The 19480-nt window shown below is 44.4% G+C and carries 17 protein-coding genes, 6 tRNA genes, 2 pseudogenes and 1 riboswitch; of the genes and pseudogenes, 24 read left to right on the top strand and 1 reads right to left on the bottom strand.

All coding sequences use genetic code 11. From position 1 onward, the window contains the following. The first annotated feature begins 50 nt into the window (after positions 1 to 50). The 7 genes and pseudogenes from FY534_RS11270 (at position 51) to speD (ending at position 5657) form a co-directional block, all read left to right on the top strand. Entirely contained in the window at positions 51 to 911 is an 861-nt protein-coding gene (locus FY534_RS11270) for an efflux RND transporter periplasmic adaptor subunit (protein WP_072874848.1), read from the top strand. Continuing rightward, positions 908 to 1599 (top strand): annotated as a pseudogene (locus FY534_RS11265) (ABC transporter ATP-binding protein). The gene FY534_RS11270 and the pseudogene FY534_RS11265 overlap by 4 nt, the downstream one beginning before the upstream one ends. Beyond that, on the top strand, positions 1586 to 2794 hold the full coding sequence (locus tag FY534_RS11260) for an ABC transporter permease (RefSeq protein WP_072874846.1): 1209 nt from the start codon (positions 1586 to 1588) through the stop codon (positions 2792 to 2794). The pseudogene FY534_RS11265 and the gene FY534_RS11260 overlap by 14 nt, the downstream one beginning before the upstream one ends. Before the next feature lie 89 nt (positions 2795 to 2883). Further along, the gene (locus FY534_RS11255; protein ID WP_072874845.1) at positions 2884 to 3189 is read left to right on the top strand and encodes a hypothetical protein; all 306 of its coding nucleotides are present in this window, start codon (positions 2884 to 2886) and stop codon (positions 3187 to 3189) included. Next, entirely contained in the window at positions 3186 to 4346 is a 1161-nt protein-coding gene (locus tag FY534_RS11250) for a glycosyltransferase family 4 protein (protein WP_083574321.1), read from the top strand. Before FY534_RS11255 ends, FY534_RS11250 begins: the two co-directional genes overlap by 4 nt. Beyond that, complete coding sequence (locus FY534_RS11245; protein WP_072874844.1) at positions 4343 to 5041, top strand: rhomboid family intramembrane serine protease; 699 nt, start codon at positions 4343 to 4345, stop codon at positions 5039 to 5041. Before FY534_RS11250 ends, FY534_RS11245 begins: the two co-directional genes overlap by 4 nt. A gap of 229 nt (positions 5042 to 5270) precedes the next feature. Further along, positions 5271 to 5657, top strand: a complete 387-nt coding sequence (gene speD, locus FY534_RS11240) for an adenosylmethionine decarboxylase (RefSeq protein ID WP_072874843.1) — start codon at positions 5271 to 5273, stop codon at positions 5655 to 5657. Between the two features lie 276 nt (positions 5658 to 5933). Here speD and FY534_RS11235 read toward each other — a convergent pair whose 3' ends face one another. Beyond that, the gene (locus FY534_RS11235; RefSeq protein ID WP_238413525.1) at positions 5934 to 6437 is read right to left on the bottom strand and encodes a PepSY domain-containing protein; all 504 of its coding nucleotides are present in this window, start codon (positions 6435 to 6437) and stop codon (positions 5934 to 5936) included. 221 nt (positions 6438 to 6658) lie between these two features. On the opposite strand from FY534_RS11235, the gene FY534_RS11230 reads away from it, so the two are divergent. From FY534_RS11230 to FY534_RS11150, 17 genes and pseudogenes are all read left to right on the top strand, one after another. Beyond that, positions 6659 to 6733, top strand: a tRNA-Ala gene (locus tag FY534_RS11230). A 42-nt stretch (positions 6734 to 6775) separates the two neighbouring features. After that, positions 6776 to 6851, top strand: a tRNA-Phe gene (locus FY534_RS11225). Positions 6852 to 6886: 35 nt separating this feature from the next. Then, positions 6887 to 6961 (top strand) — tRNA-Gly (locus FY534_RS11220). Between the two features lie 87 nt (positions 6962 to 7048). Continuing rightward, positions 7049 to 7122, top strand: a tRNA-Cys gene (locus tag FY534_RS11215). A gap of 235 nt (positions 7123 to 7357) precedes the next feature. After that, on the top strand, positions 7358 to 7765 hold the full coding sequence (locus FY534_RS11210) for a GNAT family N-acetyltransferase (RefSeq protein WP_203114597.1): 408 nt from the start codon (positions 7358 to 7360) through the stop codon (positions 7763 to 7765). Between the two features lie 275 nt (positions 7766 to 8040). Then, positions 8041 to 9543 carry a glycerol kinase GlpK gene (glpK, locus tag FY534_RS11205; RefSeq protein WP_203114596.1) on the top strand — a complete coding sequence of 501 codons (1503 nt, stop codon included), beginning with the start codon at positions 8041 to 8043 and terminating at the stop codon, positions 9541 to 9543. A 147-nt stretch (positions 9544 to 9690) separates the two neighbouring features. Next, positions 9691 to 9766 (top strand) — tRNA-Phe (locus FY534_RS11200). A gap of 35 nt (positions 9767 to 9801) precedes the next feature. Then, positions 9802 to 9876, top strand: a tRNA-Gly gene (locus tag FY534_RS11195). Between the two features lie 295 nt (positions 9877 to 10171). Further along, a complete protein-coding gene (locus FY534_RS11190) occupies positions 10172 to 11434 on the top strand; it encodes an FAD-dependent oxidoreductase (protein ID WP_203114595.1) in 1263 nt (420 codons plus the stop codon). A gap of 64 nt (positions 11435 to 11498) precedes the next feature. Next, a complete protein-coding gene (locus FY534_RS11185) occupies positions 11499 to 12485 on the top strand; it encodes a 2-hydroxyacid dehydrogenase (protein WP_238413524.1) in 987 nt (328 codons plus the stop codon). Positions 12486 to 12646: 161 nt separating this feature from the next. Continuing rightward, a riboswitch (cyclic di-AMP (ydaO/yuaA leader) is annotated at positions 12647 to 12815 on the top strand. Positions 12816 to 12817: 2 nt separating this feature from the next. Continuing rightward, positions 12818 to 13663 (top strand): C40 family peptidase, encoded by an 846-nt coding sequence (locus FY534_RS11180; RefSeq protein ID WP_238413523.1) that lies wholly within the window; start codon positions 12818 to 12820, stop codon positions 13661 to 13663. A 191-nt stretch (positions 13664 to 13854) separates the two neighbouring features. After that, a complete protein-coding gene (locus FY534_RS11175) occupies positions 13855 to 13992 on the top strand; it encodes a hypothetical protein (protein ID WP_165612011.1) in 138 nt (45 codons plus the stop codon). A 210-nt stretch (positions 13993 to 14202) separates the two neighbouring features. Next, complete coding sequence (locus FY534_RS11170) at positions 14203 to 14463, top strand: hypothetical protein (protein ID WP_072874838.1); 261 nt, start codon at positions 14203 to 14205, stop codon at positions 14461 to 14463. A gap of 148 nt (positions 14464 to 14611) precedes the next feature. Beyond that, positions 14612 to 15507, top strand: a pseudogene (gene gnd, locus FY534_RS11165) (phosphogluconate dehydrogenase (NAD(+)-dependent, decarboxylating)). A 190-nt stretch (positions 15508 to 15697) separates the two neighbouring features. Then, positions 15698 to 16048, top strand: coding sequence for a YojF family protein (locus FY534_RS11160; RefSeq protein WP_072874836.1), 351 nt, complete (start codon positions 15698 to 15700; stop codon positions 16046 to 16048). A 57-nt stretch (positions 16049 to 16105) separates the two neighbouring features. Beyond that, positions 16106 to 16795, top strand: a complete 690-nt coding sequence (bshB2, locus tag FY534_RS11155) for a bacillithiol biosynthesis deacetylase BshB2 (protein WP_072874835.1) — start codon at positions 16106 to 16108, stop codon at positions 16793 to 16795. Positions 16796 to 16980: 185 nt separating this feature from the next. After that, a complete protein-coding gene (locus tag FY534_RS11150) occupies positions 16981 to 19467 on the top strand; it encodes a GGDEF domain-containing phosphodiesterase (RefSeq protein ID WP_203114593.1) in 2487 nt (828 codons plus the stop codon). Positions 19468 to 19480 lie beyond the last annotated feature (13 nt).

Genomic DNA, 19480 nt, shown 5'->3' with positions numbered 1-19480 from the left:
GTCTATGGTAAAATAATGCTATCTCCATTGACGGTTTATGAGGTGTACGTGTGCAAAGGCGCAGATTTTGGCGGCATTATGGTTGGTGGCTAGTCATTTTATGTCTGGTTTGTCTGTTGACGGTAGCCGGATGGTTGCTCTGGCAACGTCAGAAACCAGTGCGATTGCAGTGGACTGAAGTGAGTAAGCATAATCTTTCCAATGCTATTATGGAAAGTGGCACCGTTAAACCTGTGCAGCGTCAGTTGGTTTTTCTCAATCAGCTGCCAGGTCCTATTGAAAATACGTATGTCCATCCAGGTGAAGTGGTCAAAAAAGGACAGGCACTGTTTACGTCTGGTGGTGTGTCTTGGCCAGCCAGCATAACAGGGCAAGTTCTTTTTGTGCATCCACAAGGAGTCGATTCTTCAGGTCAGCCCGAACCCGTCATCGAAGTTGCCAGTCTGCAAAAACAAATTGTCATTGAAGTATCAGAAGAAAATGCGGTTCATGTCCATGCTGGCCAGCGAGTCCTATTGACTGCGGACGCTTATCCAGGTCAGACGTGGAGAGGTACAGTCATCAGTGTAGCTCCATACGCTGCTGAGAATGTCAATGGTTCTTCTCAAGTAGAAGTCGATATAAAACCACATACTCCCTTTACCGTTCCTTATGGATTTACTGTACATGCAGAATGGAACACGGTTATTGCGCAGCATGTCCTGACAATTCCATACTCTGCGCTCGTTCAAGATGGAACTCAGTATGCTGTGTTTGTATATCAAAATCATCGTGTTCAAGAAAAAATCGTTTCATTAGGACAGACGGACAATTCATTGGTCCAGGTCCTTTCCGGATTGTCAGACGGACAAAAAATCGTGAACAATCCACCTTCTTCTCTACAATCCGGTGAGGTGGTAGTTCAGCCATGATTCGCGTTAAAAATTTGCAAAAATCATATCAAATGGGGAAGGAAAGTTTAACCATACTGCATCAGGCTACGTTTACCATTCGCCAAGGAGAGTTTGTAGCAGTGGTGGGTCCTTCTGGGAGTGGTAAATCTACTTTGATGCATATTCTTGGTTGTTTGGATCGACCGACAAGTGGTGAGTATTGGTTTCATGATCAGGATACGTCACAACTTACGGGCTACGAATTGGCTCAATTGCGCAATCGAAAAATTGGTTTTGTGTTTCAAAATTTTCATCTACTCCCCAGAATGACAGCACGCCAAAATGTCGAACTCCCCATGATGTATGCAGGAATGAAACGCGCTGAACGACGCAAACGGGCAGAAGACTTACTCGAAACATTGGGACTTTCTGAACGCCTCCATCATCTTCCCAATGAATTGTCAGGGGGCAGAAACAGAGAGTGGCGATTGCCCGCGCGCTTGCCAATCGTCCAGAACTATTGCTCGCAGATGAACCTACTGGCGCTCTGGATTCAACAACCAGCCATGAAATTTTAGAGATTTTTCAAGAACTCCACCAGTCGGGAGTGACCTTGCTTATCATTACCCACGATTATCGTGTTGCCCAATATGCGAAACGCCACCTATTTGTAGAAGATGGGTTTGTCAGCGAACGAACTTGGGAGGATATTCATGAACGCAACTGAACTTCTTACTTCTGCGTTTCTTTCCATGCGAGCACATTTACTTCGATCGCTGCTGACGATGCTTGGAATTTTCATTGGCGTCGCTTCGATTATCGCTATCGTTGCCATTGGTAAAGGCGGACAAAATGCTGTTGTATCGACCCTTGAAAACAACCAGTTGCGGCAAACCATTGAGATTGTACCTCGTGAATTGGTGGTTCCAGGCATTCCTCAGCCGGGACAAATACTTTCATTTTCAAATGAAGATTTTGACATTGCTCGTCAATTTCAGGGAGTTTTGCAAGTAGCAGAAACACTTTACGGGCAGGCTGCTGTCAGTGCAGGCAGACAGTCAGCGAATTTGATGTTGGAGGGTGGACCTGATTATTTAAACGGTTTGGCTAATTTTTCTGTTATCCAAGGAAGAATGTTTACAAACGGAGATGTGCTTACCCATCAGAATGTGGCGTTGCTAAGTCAGCAAGCTGCGCTTCAGTTGTTTGGACGAGAAAATGTTGTCGGACAGTCGCTTGTAGTGGGCGGGCAAACTTTACAGGTCATTGGTGTGACAGCATCCACAGAACCCTCTTTATTGAACGGCATCCTGGGAGGCGGTGCGGTCTATTTACCCTATACTACTTTAGAAGGCATATTCCCGAATTGGACGGCTTCAGAAATGGATATTGCCGTTCAACCAGGAGTATCCGTGCCAGAATTGTCGCAACGAATTGTTACAGCACTCAATATTCATGCACATAGCGCAGAGGCGTTTGAAACGTCGGCTGGATTTTTGCAAGGCATTGAGAAATTGATAGGGACCATCACTAATATTTTAACGCTTGTCATTGGGGCGGTTGCAGGTATTGCTTTAGTGGTTGGTGGAGTAGGAGTCATGAATATTATGCTTGTATCCGTGACAGAAAGAACACAAGAAATCGGTATTCGTATGTCTCTTGGAGCCACAAAATCCGCCATTGTATGGCAGTTTTTGTTTGAATCTATGATGCTTACCGCAACAGGTGGATTATTAGGCATTGTTTTTGGTGTGTTGGTGACTATTATAGTTCGGGCGGCTTTTCATTTTCCGGTTGCTGTATCTTGGCAAGTATCTATTGGAGCATTTTTGTTTTCTGCGCTTATTGGTCTTGTTTGTGGATTGTATCCAGCTTTAAAAGCGTCCCGTCTGTTGCCAGTCGATGCTTTGCGTTATGAATAAGTCACAGGTCACGACGCGATGTTTGTTCCATAGAGTTCCTTTTTGTATACTGAAACTATGGCTAGTGGAAAAGGAAGTGATTGAGCGACATGAAATTGGGTGTCAACATTGAATATGAAGGAAAAAACTATGACATTTTAGAGTTGCCATCTGAAGCATTCACCTCGCTCATCCCTGGGTTAACTGTTGAGCAATTTCAGCATCTGGACAAAATGTTTCAACCCTATTGGCACGATCCAACTGTGAGGAGAAATCATATTTTACAGTTTGCAGCCGAGATTTTAGGAACCTCCTTGGATTATTTGTTTATGAATCAAGAAACCGTTCGTTTTACCAAACATGACGTTGAAGAATATATTGAACATTACACCAAACAGGGGAATCGACCTTCTTGAATAGGATTGCACCCAATACAAAGTTACGTGTTTATGTCTTAGCTGCTGGAAACGAGCGAGGCGGTGCTGCGACTCATCTTTTGACGCTTGCCCGTTACGCTCAACAAGCGCGAATGGAGTATCATTTTTTATTATGGGGCAATGGTCCTCTCAGTACTCAATTGAGCGAGATTGCCGTAGAGCAGACCTGTTTAGAGATTTCCTCTTTACGTCATGCTAAACAACGCATTTGTCAGATGCTGCAATCGGATCGTTCGGCCATTTTACATTCTCATGGTCCAAGATTAAATGTGATTGCTGCACAAATAGCAAAACAAACAGGCGTTCCATTCACGAGTACCATTCATAGTAACCCTTATCTCGACTATCTTGCATCACGATGGAAATCAATCATTTATCCACAGTTGCATTTATACAGTTTGCGCAGGGCTATGGGTTTATTTGTTGTTTCCGAAGCTTTTGCACCTTTATTGCCTGTTAAAGATGTGGCTTTTGTACCCAATGCTCTGGATTTGCAAATCATGCCAAGCGCCTCTACGGAATTGAGATCGATCTTACGCAAGAAAATTCAAATACCGCTTGATACTCCACTGGTTGGAATTGCTGCCCGGTTTGATCCGGTTAAAAATATACCCTTGCTCTTGCGTGCTTTTGCACAAATGAATAACGTTTCTGCTCATTTGGTGATTGCAGGGGATGGTCCCTTACGCAAGGAATACGAGCAAATCGTTGAAAGCTTAGGTTTGCAGCAGCGTGTACATTTTCTCGGATTTTGGGAGTCAATGAAAGATTTTTACGCTGCTTTGGATTGGCACGTGCTACCTTCTAAAAGTGAGGGCTTACCGTCGGCTATTTTAGAGGCTGGAGCTACGGGCGTACCGACCATCGGATCGGACATAGCTGGTATTCTTCAACTGATTGAACACGAGAAAACAGGTTATATTGTAAAAGAAGGAGACAGTAAAGCGCTGGCTGTAGCGCTCGATTATTGTCTGGAACATCCTCAATTACGCCGGCGTTTGGTTGATGCTTTTCAGGCTGAAGTTTTGCCGAGATATCGGCCAGAGAAGATGCTGGAATCATATGCGCGAGGGTATGAGTGGTTCTTAGGATGGAGTCCAGTGACTTATATTCATAGGCGGAGGACTGGCCTATGAAGACCACGCTGTCCGTAGGCTTGCCAAGTTACAAGGAAGTGAGGACGAATCTAGGAGTTGCCTGGAGGAATTCGCCTGCAACAGTACTTCTTGTGGCATGTTGTGTGGGCTGGTTTTTACTGATGCAGTCTATTACGGGACATACTCCAGTTGGGGATGTACGGGCAGGTGCGCTGGTGGTGGGGGCTGTTTGGCGAGGCCATATTTACGAATTCGTCTCCAGTCTTTTTGTTCACGCATCATGGTTGCATTTGCTTGTCAATATGATTTCTCTCTGGTCTTTGCGTATTGTGGAACAAATTTTTCGCTGGCGTTTTTTTCTTGTGGTTTATGTTCTTGCGGGTATTGTGGGTAATTTGATTTCCGTTTTTTTCTATTCTCCAGGAACGATTTTGCTCGGTGCGTCGGGTGCGATTTTTGGAATCTTTGGTGTTATTCTTGTGATGTCCTATTTAGGGCTTTTTACAAAGCGTACAACTTATTGGATTTGGTTTTTGCTAGCTGTCAATCTTTTGTTTGATCTCGTTCAACCCCAGATAAACATTTTGGCTCATTTAGGAGGTCTTATCTGTGGGGCGGGATTGCTCTTTCTGTTTCGCAACTTCGGAAATCGGCATATGGTATGGAAAGGTGCTTCCTATGTTTGTATCGTGCTCATTGGCCTTGCTTGGATAGGAGTTTGTGCCCGTCTTTGACACACTCTGCTAAATTCCGCAATTGACAGGTATTTCAGTGTTGCAAATTGTCGGGGTGAGACTTATACTATCCCTCGTAATCTTAACCAGAACCATTTTGGATGAAAACGGAACAAGTGCGGCCTGCACTTAAAGGGTTAGGACCTCTATGGACTAACTTTCCCCCGTGGTGTAGGTGGGTTCCGTATGCCGAAAGGCATGGAACTTTTGGATGGAGGGGGATTTTGCAATGGATACAATGGGTCGTCATGTCATCGCAGAACTGTGGGGTTGTAGCGCAGAAAAGCTGAACGATGTGCAGGCAATTGAACGACTGATGGTTAATGCAGCACTGGAAGCAGGAGCAGAAGTGCGAGAAGTCGCTTTTCATAAATTTGCTCCGCAGGGTGTGAGTGGTGTGGTTATCATCTCAGAATCTCACCTGACCATTCACAGTTTTCCAGAACACGGTTATGCGAGTATTGATGTTTACACCTGCGGAGATCGCATTGATCCAAATGTAGCGTGTGATTACATCACCCGGTTTTTGGGAGCTAAACGCCTCGAGTCTATTGAGGTGCCGCGCGGTGTAGGACCTATTCAATTAAGTGAGGTAAGAACACGAGCCATTTCTTAAAGCAGTAAGTCGATTGGCTAGGAATAGGTTCATATTGTTCAGATGAAAATGACAATAGGTTTGTTTGTATGAGCTTTATTGGGATTCGGACAGCCCATGACAACCTCAGCAAGTGAAGAACGCTTCAATAAAGTAAAAGGGATTAGTGGGATGTCTATTGTTTGCATGAAAAAGAAGACACTGGGTTCTTTCGAATATACCCAGTGTCTTTTCCGTGCTTTCATACGTTTTCTGAAGTCTGGCAGTTGTTAATGATTTGCAATCCATTGACTTGCCTTACTCGCCACTTCCCGCGAATACTTTTGTATGGTGGGTTGGCAGCGGTTTGTCCATAAGAATTTTTCCATTTCCTGCGTCGACTACGACCAAATACTTGTCTTCATCGTCTTCAATAATAGCCATATAGACAAGACTTGTGCGAATGTTGCGTAATTGCAGTTCTGCAACTTTCATACCGGGATGTTCACTGATAACTACTTTTTGTGCTTGTGCGGCTGAGATTTTAGCAAATTTCTGCAGCTTCTCTGTATAGGCTTTTTGACTGGCTTCGAATGCTTGACGAAGTGCGTCCCGCGGTACTTGGACAGAAGATTGAATTTCAAAACGGCGTCCCGGTTCTGGAGCGTCGGCTGGCTGCATGGCAGCATTAATAGGATAAAGCGTTTGATGGATATGTTGTTTACAAGAATTGTGTTGGCATGCGCTTTGAGCCAATACTGTAGACATCGGGGCGAACGTCAGCATTGCCGTCATACTTGTTGCCATCAACCATTTTTTCATGTTTTACTCCCTTTCGTGAGGTGCAACATTTTATATGTAAGATGTCCAACGAATTCCAAGTTATACATCTTAAAAGGATTCTATAGAGAAATTTGGATAACTGTTTCTGATGAAATTGTCGCGTTGCTAGTTTAGAACAATCAAGTTGAGGTACAGCCACTGCTTGCAATAGAGAATAAAACGCGATATAATCCAAAACGTTCGCTGTTTGTAAAGGGCAAGGGACCGTAGCTCAATGGGAGAGCACTGCGCTGGCAGCGCAGGGGTTGTGGGTTCGAGTCCCATCGGTTCCACCATTCTTGTATGTTACACATCGGTAGTTGAATGGTTGTTGAAATGGCTCGGTAGCTCAGTCGGTAGAGCAGAGGACTGAAAATCCTCGTGTCGGCGGTTCGATTCCGTCCCGAGCCACCAGTGTCGTGTAAGGCAGAGCGTAAGAGATGAAATGTGCGGAAGTGGCTCAGGGGTAGAGCATCGCCTTGCCAAGGCGAGGGTCGCGGGTTCGAATCCCGTCTTCCGCTCCAAAAGCAGTCGCGGCAAGCTGGATTCTTACTCAAGGGTTCCCCCTTCTGGGTTGATAATTTGTCATTCAACATCGATGCATTTAATATGGCGCCATAGCCAAGTGGTAAGGCAGAGGTCTGCAAAACCTTTATCCCCGGTTCGAATCCGGGTGGCGCCTCCAAAAGTAAAATCAGTTGTGACGCAGTTTCTCGAAGCATGAGAGATTGCGTTTTTTGTTTTTGGTGGTTTTTATCAATTGTCTGTGTTGGCACCGCAATTTTTTTCTTGTAAGCTGCTTCAACCTGAAGGGATGACTAAAATGATGATATTTGATTCGGAGTATTTCTACGTATGTCCGATTGAAATGTCTGACGTAGATAATGTTGTTGAAGTGTATAACTCCAATATGATTTTTTTTGGAAAAACATACGAAAAATTATCCAGTTACATTTGAATGGGTTACTGAAGAACTGAAGTCGATGAGGAATGCGGGATTTTGTTCATGCAAGGTGGTTGACAAGCGTACAGGGAAAATGGTTGGAATCATTGACTATAAAATCGAGCAAGAATCCTATTTGTCGCTGTTAATCGTTCATCAAGACTATCAAAATATGGGATATGGTAAGCAAATCTATAGAGCATTCGAGGATTATGCCAAATCGAGAAAGAGCCAATGTATCAGATTGGATGTCGCCAATGGTTACAGCGACAAAGTAATCAATTTCTGGATTGCAAACGGATTTGAAAAGTTGGAGGACATAAAACTGAATTGGGCAGGGGTAACTTTGTCTGCCGTAATAATGAAGAAGTACATTTTGACTTAACCATGTCATTCTCAATAGTTTTTTCGATAGGCAGAAATGAAAAATAGGGTCGATCATTATTTTACGAAAAAACTAATGAAAGCGGTTTACAACTATCTTCTATTCATGTACACTCCAATCAAGTTAATCTTTTGCCAGTGAGTTTAGGAGACGGCGGCAGTGTTAGCCAAAAGGCTTACATACCACTGTCTTTTTTATTTTTTGGTAGATAGGAACTAATATAGCTTCAGTGAGCCTTGATAAAAACTAACCTCATTCAGAGAGGATGAATAATTGTGGAAAAATCTTATGTTCTGGCGTTTGACCAAGGAACCACAAGTTCAAGAGCGATTTTGTTTGATCAAAGCGGCAATCTATACAGCGTAGCTCAGAAGGAGTTTCATCAAATCTACCCCAATGCTGGTTGGGTTGAGCACGATCCTATGGAAATCTGGGGCAGTCAAAGTGGAGTCGCTCGTGAGGTGCTAGAAAAGGCTGCTGTCTCTCCAGAAGAAGTAGCTGCTATTGGTATTACAAATCAGCGAGAAACAACCATTGTTTGGGATTCGGGGACAGGAAAACCGATATATAATTCCATTGTTTGGCAAGATCGCAGAACAGCCTCTATCTGTGACGAACTAAAAGCACGTGGATTAACCGAGATCATCCGTCAAAAAACGGGTCTGGTAGTGGATGCCTATTTTTCAGGGACCAAAATTAAATGGATTCTCGATCACGTTGAAGGTGCAAGAGAAAGAGCTGCTCGTGGTGAACTGCTCTTTGGTACGGTAGACAGTTGGCTTGTTTGGAATCTGACGCGGGGTAAAGTGCATATGACAGACTATACCAATGCTTCCCGTACGATGTTGTTTAATATTCATACTTTAGATTGGGATGAGGAATTGCTCAAAGAACTAGATATTCCCAAAGCTATGTTACCAACAGTGCGTCCGTCAAGTGAAGTTTATGGATATACAGATGAACGAACTTTTGGTGGAGCCAATATACCTATTGCAGGTATTGCGGGAGATCAACAAGCGGCACTATTTGGTCAGACGTGTTTTGAGCCTGGTATGGTTAAAAATACCTATGGAACTGGCTGTTTCATGTTAATGAATACAGGTGAAAAACCGGTAGATTCAAAATCTGGATTGCTGACGACTATCGCTTGGGGAATCGACGGTAAAGTCACCTACGCGCTGGAAGGAAGCGTATTCATCGCCGGTGCGGCGATTCAATGGCTCAGGGACGGTCTCAAGTTTTTCGATAGTGCAGTAGACTCGGAGTATTTTGCCTCCAAAGTGGAAAGTTCCGACGGAGTTTATGTCGTTCCGGCTTTTGCAGGGTTAGGAGCACCTTATTGGGATATGTATGCGCGAGGAGCCATTTTCGGGTTGACACGCGGTACTACGAAAGAGCATCTCACGCGTGCCACATTGGATTCATTAGCTTATCAGACAAAGGATATCATTGATGCCATGCAGTCGGATTCCGGCATTTTGTTGAAATCATTACGGGTTGATGGAGGTGCAGTAGCCAATAATCTCCTCATGCAATTTCAAGCGGATATTCTTGGTGTACCTGTGGAACGTCCACGCATCACTGAATCGACAGCGCTTGGTGCAGCTTATTTAGCAGGTATAGCTGTAGGATTTTGGACAAAGGAAGAAGTGACTAAAACGGTCGATCTCGATCGAGTATTCAAGCCAGAAATGGCGGAAACAACGCGATCGAACTTATATAAGGGCTGGCAGAAAGCAGTGAAGAGAACCATGCATTGGGAAAGTGATGAAGAATAATGTGATGAATTTTGGTTGAGAGACGAATCAGCCGCAACCAGGTAACCGACTTTTGTCAAGGTACAGGCTTGCGGCTTTCTTTGTGAAAGCCAAATTGCAGTTGAATTAAAAAGGGCTTTGTGATATGTTTGTAAAGTCACTCTAAAAGGCTCGGTAGCTCAGTCGGTAGAGCAGAGGACTGAAAATCCTCGTGTCGGCGGTTCGATTCCGTCCCGAGCCACCAGTGTCGTGTAAGGCAGAGCGTAAGAGATGAAATGTGCGGAAGTGGCTCAGGGGTAGAGCATCGCCTTGCCAAGGCGAGGGTCGCGGGTTCGAATCCCGTCTTCCGCTCCAAAAGCAGTCGCGGCAAGCAGGATTCTCACCCAAGGGTTCCCCCTTCGGGGACTAGCGTGGACTGTCGCCCACGCGTCGGAATCCCGTCTTCCGCTCCAAAAGAATAATGCTCGTTATGACTCCCTACAGCTTCTTGGACTCAGGAAGCTGTTTTTTATTTCTCTCCCATAATGATCCACATATGCCTAGTGTCTGTTTTCCATTTTGCAGACAATTGAGTTAGAATTATGACTAGGTCATAAAAAAGAATAGGATTCATAGGATGAAGTAGTGCAAATGATTGGGGGAAGTATGAGTGCACGACCGTAATGTAACGTATGATGTGGTCGTGGTGGGCGGTGGCTCGGCAGGAGTAGCGGCAGCGGTAGGCGCAGCGCGAATGGGTGCATCCACTTTGCTTCTGGAGAAAAATCCTTACTTTGGCGGTGCCGCGACGCATAGTTCCGTGTTAACCTATTGTGGTTTCTTTGCTCAGCAAGATCCTCTATTGCAAGTCGTAGGTGGAGTAGGAAATGAATTGCTTGAACGGCTGCGTAGATATGGCGTATATCGGGAGCCCTATCGCAATCCTCGCACTGGAAACGTTATAGTTCCACTCGATAGTGAATTAACGAAATTGGCATTGGACGATCTCGTTCTTCAACATCGTGTGACGCCCTTACTACATTGTCAGGTGATTGAAGTAGAGCGCAGTGGAGACTGTGTATCAACGGTCATTGGCTACGATCATGCGGGCAAATTGAGGATATCAGCGCAGGCGTTTGTCGACGCAAGTGGTGATGCTGACTTGTCAGCCTTGTCTGGAGCAGAAGTTGTTCAGGGTAGTCCGGAAGGCATGGTACAAGCAAGTACATTGGTGATGCGTATTGGTGGAGTCCATCCATCAGTTTCGCTGGACAAGTCCATATTCGAGCAAGCTATTCAGAAGGCCAAGCAAGAAGGTTATCGTCATTTAAGTAAAGAGCGTGGTATGCTTTTGCGTCTGCCTAAGTCTGGGGATGTTTTGGCGATGTTTGCAGATGAGGACGTGGATGCCTTGCAATCTGCTCAATTGACCAAAGCAGAAATTTCTGCAAGAAAACAGGCGTGGGAGTATATGGACGTCTTCTGCAAGTATATCCCAGGATTTGAGAACGCTTATTTAGTGCAAACAGGTCCAGCTATGGGAGTGCGTGAAACCAGACACGTACTTGGCAATTACATACTTTCCGGTGAAGATGTTGTGAACGGTATTCGACATGATGATGCAGTAGCACGGGGTGGCTGGCCCATTGAGATTCATCGACCGGGAAAACCGGCGGAATATCTTTCCATTAAGAATCAAGCATACTACGACATACCTTTGCGTTCACTCACCGTACGTGGTTTCAAAAATCTTTGGTGTGCCGGCCGAATTATTTCTTGTGATGCATTAGCTTTTGCATCTGTTCGAGTCATGGGTACCGCATTTGCCACTGGCCATGCTGCCGGAGTAGCAGCTGCCTATTACGCGGCTACAAAGAAGTATGATGTCACTGCTATTCGTCAGGAACTGATTCAGCAGGGAGCTTCAATATAATCCCGTTGAGGCTAGCAAGCTAGCAAGACTATCTGCAGAACGTCGGGAAATGGGGGAATTCGCTGTGCGCAAAGCTAAAGTATACGTGCCTGATACGGTAGCAGTAGAAGCGATTGACATACTGCGGCAAGATTTTGAAGTTGTCTATACCCCCAAAGAAAATGCTGTTACGCCTTTGTCTGAATTGCTGGAACGATTGCAAGATGTGGATGGCCTGCTTGTATATCCACGCGTTCCGATTGACAAGAATTTATTGGATCAAGCACCAAATTTAAGAGTAGTAAGCAACATAGCTGTAGGGTATGACAATTTCGACTTATCGGAAATGGCGAAACAGAAAGTGGTTGGCACCCATACTCCTGATGTTCTGACTGAAACTACAGCAGATTTAGCCTTTGGCTTACTTCTCGCCGCAGCAAGACGCATACCTGAGGCAAATGCTTTCGTCAAATCTGGGCAATGGCATGCTAACGTTCCGAATTTGCTGGCGGGTACAGATGTGTATGGAAGGATAATAGGAATTGTAGGCATGGGACGAATCGGCACCGCTGTAGCACGCCGAGCGTTGGGTTTTGGTATGCGCGTTCTGTATTACAATCGGAGACGCCGGTCGGATATTGAGAACACCATGCATGTGCACTATGTTCATTTAGACCATCTTTTGCAGACGAGTGATTTTGTAGTTGTATTGACCCCACTGACTGAAGAAACGGTTCATTTGATTGGTCGATCACAGTTAGAGCAAATGAAACCAGATGCATATTTGATTAATGTAGCCCGAGGGAAAGTAGTAGATGAACAGGCTTTGATTTTCGCTTTACAAAATGGTTGGATTCGCGGAGCAGGTCTTGATGTTTATGAGAACGAACCCTTGCCATCAAATCATCCATTTTTACATATGAACCAAGTTGTCACTTTACCTCACATCGGGAGTTCGACAGTGGAAACACGCAAAGCAATGGCATTATTGGCAGCAGAAAATTTACGCTGCGCCTTGCTTGGCGAAAAGCCACCGCACATGGTTAATCCTGAAGTATGGGATGGTAAATAGTCACTGTCCAACAGCGATCAATCCAACTTCTTGATGGCTCTTTCTTCTTGTCCAATCAAGGCAAGTCTATTTAAATAGAAAAAAATTTTCATGAGGTGGCTAATTTATGGTAAAAAGGATTGACCAACCAAGCGATATTTCGGTATACTTCCGCCAGACGTCGACATAAAACGCCGAACCCTCTTGGCGTCGGGGGACGGGGGACATTCTTTTTTGGGGCGAATCCTAAAGAGCTGAATATTCTATTTTTTCTATGCTTTTTTTGGTAGGGCGCTCACAAGCTGCGGCCCGAGCCCGTCAACTAACCTCGTAGGTGCACAGGGAGCTTAAGTGTGAAAAAAACAGTTAAATTTGCGCTGTCTTTTGCTGCGTTTGCAGCCATGAACACGTCTGTCGTTTTTGCCGCCACCACATCTTGCACAGTTCAACCCGGAGATTCCCTCTACCTTATTGCTCAACGCTATCACACATCTGTTGCCAGCTTGAAAACTTTAAATCATCTCAGTGGAGACCTGATTTTTCCTGGTCAGCATTTGGAAGTAGAGACCAGTGATGTTGCTGGTGACTTGCAACCTGCAACAGTTTCTACACAAGTGGTAACCGTTCAACCCGGACAGAGTCTTTGGTCCATCAGTCAAGCGCATGGTGTTAGCCTCAGTCAGCTTGAGCAATGGAATCACCTCACCAACAATTCCATCTTGCATGTAGGAGAAAAAATTCAATTAAACGGCCCATCTTCATCTTATGCTACGGATAATCTCAGTGCTCGTAGTGGTGGACCCATGTCGACCAACTTGTCAGAAGCCGTATTAGGAGAAGAGATTGCCCAGTACGCCAGGCAGTATGTCGGCTACCCTTATGTGTATGGTGGAATGAGTCCCAGTGGCTTTGATTGCTCTGGTTTTGTCAAGTTTGTCTATGCGCATTTTGGTATCTATGTTGATAGAACCAGCTATGGACAATTTGCAGAGGGTGTACATATTTCTGAATCTGACTTGCAACCGGGCGATTTGGTGTTTTTTGACACGGACGGATATGGAGCTTCCCATGTGGGCATTTATTTAGGTGACGGTGAATTCATCAGCGCACAAACTCCAGCTTCAGGTGTTCAAATCGCTTCGCTTTACAATGAGTATTATTGGGCTCCCCATTATATTGGTGCTACAAGAATATACTAATCTAATGGTCTTGAAATGTGATTGAAATTGGCTGTATTTGATTTGAAAAAAGGGTTCGGAGTGCATCGTTTGTGAATGCACTCCTTATTTATGCATGGACAACTCCTTTTATGCTAGGCATAAACCGTTTCAGGCTTTTGGCAACAAGTCATACCATACTGTGAAATGTGCCGAGAAGGAGGTTGTCAATCATGGGTGTATTTGGTGGATACACACAGTGGGCAGTCGTATTTCTCATTATCTTTGTTTTGTTCTTCTTGCTTGTCCCGACTGTCAAAGCAGCAGGTTGTGGCTGTGGCTGCGGTGGAGCCTGCGGTGCACTGTATTAAGTGTAAAACTAGCGCCGGCGGGAGAAGACAGGGTTGTCTCTCCCGATTTTTGTTTGGAAACGTTGGTTGTGACAGGAAAATGTCAAAACAAAGCGAATCGATAACATGCGTCAGTAAAATGTTGATTACATAGCGGACTTAATGGAGAAAGAGCCAAAAAATATCGCATCTGTCTTTTGATATTGATTTTATGTAGGGAGGTTTGCCAACTTGGTTTCTTATCAAGTTCCTCAATGTCGTGAATGTAAATCTCCGCTAACAGTCGTTGAGCACCATATTCATGAATATATGCGCCAAATACGCCCGAGTGGCAAAGCGGACAAGCCATTTAAAGGGTCTTTTCGTCATTATACGAATGAAATTTTAAAGTGTGAAAAATGTGGACAACGTTATTTGGCTAGAAGAGATGAACTAGGGCGCTTTTTAAGAGGGAAAAAAATAACTCGACCCATTGGAGCGCTAAAGCTTTGAATACTTGCTAAAGTTAGCAGTGCATGGTATGACCTGCGGTTTGGCAATCTAAATGAAAATCGTGCTGATTTTGCAGTGAGGAAAAAAGTGACATGGATTGATATAATCGGTCAGTGCGTAAATTGAGTGCAGAGAGGATGAAGTCACTGTGCAAGTTGGTCTAATTGGTCTCGGCAAAATGGGACATAATCTCGGATTAAATTTGATGGATCACGGTCATGAAGTCATAGCCTACGATATTAGCCAGGATGCAAGACGTACTTTTGAACAATCTGGTGGTCAAACGAAAGAAACCATTGCCGATTTGGTACTTTCTCTCAACCAACCACGCGTTATATGGGTTATGGTGCCGGCGGGAAAAATTGTCGATGAAGTGCTTGAGCAAGTGGTTGTTCATTTAGATGCTGAGGATATCGTTATCGATGGAGGTAATTCACATTACCAAGACACCTTGCGTCGAGCGAAAAATTTATTCTCTAAAGACATATACTTTTTTGATGTGGGAACTTCGGGGGCACTTCGGGTGCGCGCCATGGAGCCTGTTATATGATAGGCGGCGATAAAGAGAAATTTGCACAGATTGAACCTCTTTTTCGCGATACGGCAGTGGACGAAGGCTATTTGTACACGGGCAAAGTCGGAAGTGGACACTACAGTAAAATGGTGCACAACGGAATTGAATATGGCATGATGGCAGCTATTGGAGAAGGATTTGAGGTGCTGCACCGCAGTGGTTTTGAGTATGATTACAGAGCTTTGGCGCACGTCTGGTCGCATGGCTCTGTTATTCGCGGTTGGTTGATGGAGCTGACAGAGAAGGCGTTTGAAGAAGATCCGCAACTCGATTCTATTCGCGGTGTTATGCATTCTTCAGGAGAAGGAAAATGGACGGTTGACGAAGCCTTGAATTTGGAAGTTCCTACACCTGTGATAGCCATGGCCTTGATGATGCGTTATCGATCACGTGAAAATGATACGTTTACCGGCAAAGTGGTTGCAGCTTTACGCAATCAGTTTGGTGGACATGCTGTGGAAAAAGCATAACCATCCATATCTTTCTAGCGCGATCGAGATAAATAAATGAAAAGATGGCTTTCTATATCAACTGCCACGGGTGCATTCCTTGGCAGTTGTATATTTTGTAGAATATGATGTCCAGCGAACAGGTTGAATTTCTTAGGTAACATACTTATAGTTAGATAGAGTTCATGGAAAGGCATAAGGAGGAGACGGGATGGGACCAATCCAACGGGTGCTCGCTGATGAAAAGTTGCAGTCGTTCGTCGGCCAAGAAGTCTATTTGCATCTGGAAACTACCAACGGAGCTTACGCCGGGAACAATCCCAGCGGCGGCATGGCCGTGTGTGCTTATATTCGCAATGTAAAAGTGAAATTTTCGCGTGCCTCCATTACCGGTCTTGGCCCCTATCGTGCGGGTATGAAAATGGACGGTGGCTGGATATATGCAGAAGGACTGACGGATTGGGAAGAAACGCCTGACGGGAAATTGCTCTTTGCAGGTTACGACAATGAGGGCAGGTTGGCTGTTTCTCTGGAGATCAGCAAAACACCCTTTCGTGTCTGAGATAGGCCAAAAGTGAAACTGTTCTGAGACCGTCCAGAAAAGAGAGGAGTTGGTAAAATGGAACGCGTAATGGTTGTGTTGCCTCATCCTGATGATGAAACGTTTGGATGTGGTGGTACAATTGCAAAGTTTGCCAAAGAAGGTGCGCAAATACTTTACATGTGTGGCACTTTGGGTGAAATGGGACGCAATATGGGGAAACCATTTTTTGCAACTCGTGAAACACTGCCCGATGTGCGTGCTAGAGAATTAGAAGAAGCTTGTGCAGTGTTAGGAATTCAAGAAATCCAAAAAATGGGTCTTCGCGATAAAACGGTTGAATTTGAAGATGCTCATGAATTGGCTAACCGTATCCGTCAAGAGATGATTCGTTTCAAACCGCAGTTGCTGATTACGCATTATCCCAAATACGGTGTTCATCCCGATCACGATGCGCTTGGATATGCGGCGATTCTTGCTGTCAAAATGCTTCCTAAAGATGAACGTCCCCTCATCTATGCTCATGCCATTACGCACAATCGTATGCAAACTTTAGGAAAACCGGATGTTGAGATTGAGATAGCCGATGTGTTGGAAACCAAAGTGGCGGCCATTCGTGCGCATCGTTCACAATCAGAAGCCATGATGAAGCGCTGGAGTGAAAATACGGAACCAGATGAAGCCTGGAAAAAGCGCATGGATCAAATGATGAAAAAAGAAGTCTTTTGGTTGTATGATGCAGATCGTTTGCCTGAAACACTCTGGTGACATCAGCATAATTTGAATATCATTCAAAGATGTCAGAAATGGGAGTCTATTTTACAATAGTTCCCATTTTTGTTTTGTTTATTTTATATTTTAAATCAAAAACTGCAGGAAAGTTATAAAAAATCGTCGAAATTTCTTGAAGAGTGTATACAGGGGAAAAGTTGGGTAGTGGGGGTCAATGCGCCATGTCGGACGCAAATCTATTTTACAAAAAACAAATGTTAATGGTTCCTAATTACAGTCATCAGTCTGAAGAGAATCTCTTTGAACAATTTTTTGTCCATCATCCGGATGGTCTGTGTTGTCTCAATGAAGAAGGCTGTATTTTGGACATCAATCCCGCTGGATTGGCGCTCTTTGGCTATCAAAAAGATTGGGTAGTAGGTCATGATTTGAGTGAATTTTTGCAATGGACGGGAAGCCGCGAAGATATTAAAAAAGAGATACTCACGGTTATGCAGGGCAAGAAGAAATCATTTCAGCTATCCATTCGCCATGCGGATGGGCATATCATCGATATGGCTGTGTCGGTGATTCCACATTGGAAATTGGGACAAGTCATCGGAGTGCTTGGTATTTTTCGTGATGTCAGTCAAGAAAATCAAATTTCGCGTGAATTGAGGAGTATTCGTTCTCGGTTGTCGGCCATGCTGGAAAGTCTGGAAATGGTAATGTGGTCAGTCAATTTAATCAAAGATGAGATTCTTTTCTGTTCATCTGGAGTAGAGCGGCTTGTTGGTTACACATCTGAGGAACTGGTTTTGTCTAAAGATTTGTGGCGTAGTATTTTTCATCCTGAAGATGATTGGTTACGTGAACAACTTGTGGACAGTGTACGTCAGGGAAACAAGAGCAAAATTATTCATCGTGTCTTTCACAAGAATGGTTCAGTTCGATTTATGGCTACCCATGGTGTGCCAGTTTTTGACGAAGGCGGCAACCTGATTCGAATGGATGGGCTTTCCTATGATATGACAGAATACATATTAAAGGAACAGGAACTAGGAAATGAGCGAAAGAAATTTTACACCGTTCTGGAGTTAATTCCTGACCCCATTGTCATCCATCATGAGGGTCAATTGGATTATTTAAATCCAGCAGCTTGTCAGTTGTTTGGAGTAGTCAATGAAAAAGCGCGGACGCAATCTGTTTTTTCTTACTGTAGTCCCGACGCAAGAGATTTTCTTGCAAGTGAGATGCAACAATTGGTGAGTAGTGGAAATACGCATTCCTTTGTGAAACATGAACTGGTTTTACTTCGTTCTGACGGTACAGAATTTATTGGAGAGACTACTTGCAAACTGTTTTATGAAAACAACCATCCTGCTATTGTCACCTTGATTCGTGATGTGACAGAGCGTCGACAGCAGTATGATTATCTGGCTCGGGTCGCTTATGTCTGCCCCTTGACTCAGCTTCCCAATCGCAATCGATTTTTATCGATTGTGGAAGAAACCATGCGTTCAACTGTGAAGAATATGGGATTTGCTGTGCTTATGCTCAATATTGACCGTTTTAAGTATGTGAATGACTCCTTCGGGTACAGTTTTGGAGATTCGGTGATTCGTGAAGTAGCCGATCGACTTTCTCGTATAGTGGCTTCGAATGGTGTGGTTGCGCGCATGGGCGGTGATGAATTTGGTATATTGTTTGAAAGCGAATCCCAAGCCTTTTCCGCAGCAAACCGTATTTTAAAACAATTTGAAACTCCATTGACTGTTCAGGGAAAAGCGGTATATCTAACTCTTTCCATGGGACTGGCAGCGTATCCGCGAGATGGTGAGGAGAGCGAAGGACTGCTCAAACATGCGGATGTTGCTCTTTACGCTGCTAAAGAGGCGGGGGGCAATTGTCTGCGTCGCTATCAGTCGCTGACGCACAGCAGTTGGTTGGATAACATTCAACTGGATGCAGAGATGCGTAAAGCGCTTGAACAACAAGAATTTGTTCTCTACTATCAGCCTAAAATTGACATGCGTACAAGGCGCATTGTGGCTATGGAAGCGCTTTTGCGATGGGTTCGAGGGGATGGGAAAAGTATTCCGCCCAGTCGATTTATCACTTTGGCAGAACAAACAGGTTTTATTGTGAATTTAGGGGTATTCGCCATGCGGGAGGCATGCCGACAAATGATGGAGTGGCGTGCGAGAGGTTTGCAGGATGTAAAGGTATCTGTCAACGTATCCATCAAACAATTTTTGCATGCCAATATGCTTGAACAAGTGCAACAAACGCTGTCAGCGGTAGACATGCCACCCAGTCTTCTTGACATAGAAATTACAGAGAGTGTGTTAATGCAAAATCAGCGCGATCTCGTTTCTATACTCAAGCATCTTCTTAAACTTGGTGTGGATATTTCGATTGACGATTTTGGTACGGGTTACTCGTCGTTTGGCTACTTACGAGAATTTATGCCATCTAGTATTAAAATTGATCAATCTTTTATCCATCGCATGAAAGATGATTGGCGTGAGCAGGCCATTGTCAGCACATTGGTGCAGATGGCACACAATTTGCACCTGAATGTGGTGGCAGAAGGTGTGGAAACGGAAGAACAGCTTGAAATTTTACAAACGCTCGGATGTGATGTGTTGCAAGGATTTTACTTTTCACCGCCTGTCTCTTCTGAGCGAATGAACAGAATGCTTTTAGAAGAGGGCTACATCGATTGAGAGTCTTCTTAAA

This window comes from Alicyclobacillus sp. TC, from assembly GCF_016804365.1.
Lineage (GTDB): Bacteria > Bacillota > Bacilli > Alicyclobacillales > Alicyclobacillaceae > Alicyclobacillus_I > Alicyclobacillus_I tolerans.
Note: the sequence above shows the minus strand (reverse complement) of the source record. Positions and strands in the feature narration are given on the sequence as shown.

Coding starts and splice junctions, on each gene's coding strand:
- FY534_RS11260 (WP_072874846.1), top strand. CDS start 1,586: ATGAACGCAACTGAACTTCTTACTTCTGCGTTTCTTTCCATGCGAGCA.
- FY534_RS11150 (WP_203114593.1), top strand. CDS start 16,981: ATGTCGGACGCAAATCTATTTTACAAAAAACAAATGTTAATGGTTCCT.
- FY534_RS11235 (WP_238413525.1), bottom strand. CDS start 6,437: ATGAAAAAATGGTTGATGGCAACAAGTATGACGGCAATGCTGACGTTC.
- bshB2 (WP_072874835.1), top strand. CDS start 16,106: ATGGAACGCGTAATGGTTGTGTTGCCTCATCCTGATGATGAAACGTTT.
- FY534_RS11160 (WP_072874836.1), top strand. CDS start 15,698: ATGGGACCAATCCAACGGGTGCTCGCTGATGAAAAGTTGCAGTCGTTC.
- FY534_RS11245 (WP_072874844.1), top strand. CDS start 4,343: ATGAAGACCACGCTGTCCGTAGGCTTGCCAAGTTACAAGGAAGTGAGG.
- speD (WP_072874843.1), top strand. CDS start 5,271: ATGGATACAATGGGTCGTCATGTCATCGCAGAACTGTGGGGTTGTAGC.
- FY534_RS11175 (WP_165612011.1), top strand. CDS start 13,855: ATGGGTGTATTTGGTGGATACACACAGTGGGCAGTCGTATTTCTCATT.
- FY534_RS11255 (WP_072874845.1), top strand. CDS start 2,884: ATGAAATTGGGTGTCAACATTGAATATGAAGGAAAAAACTATGACATT.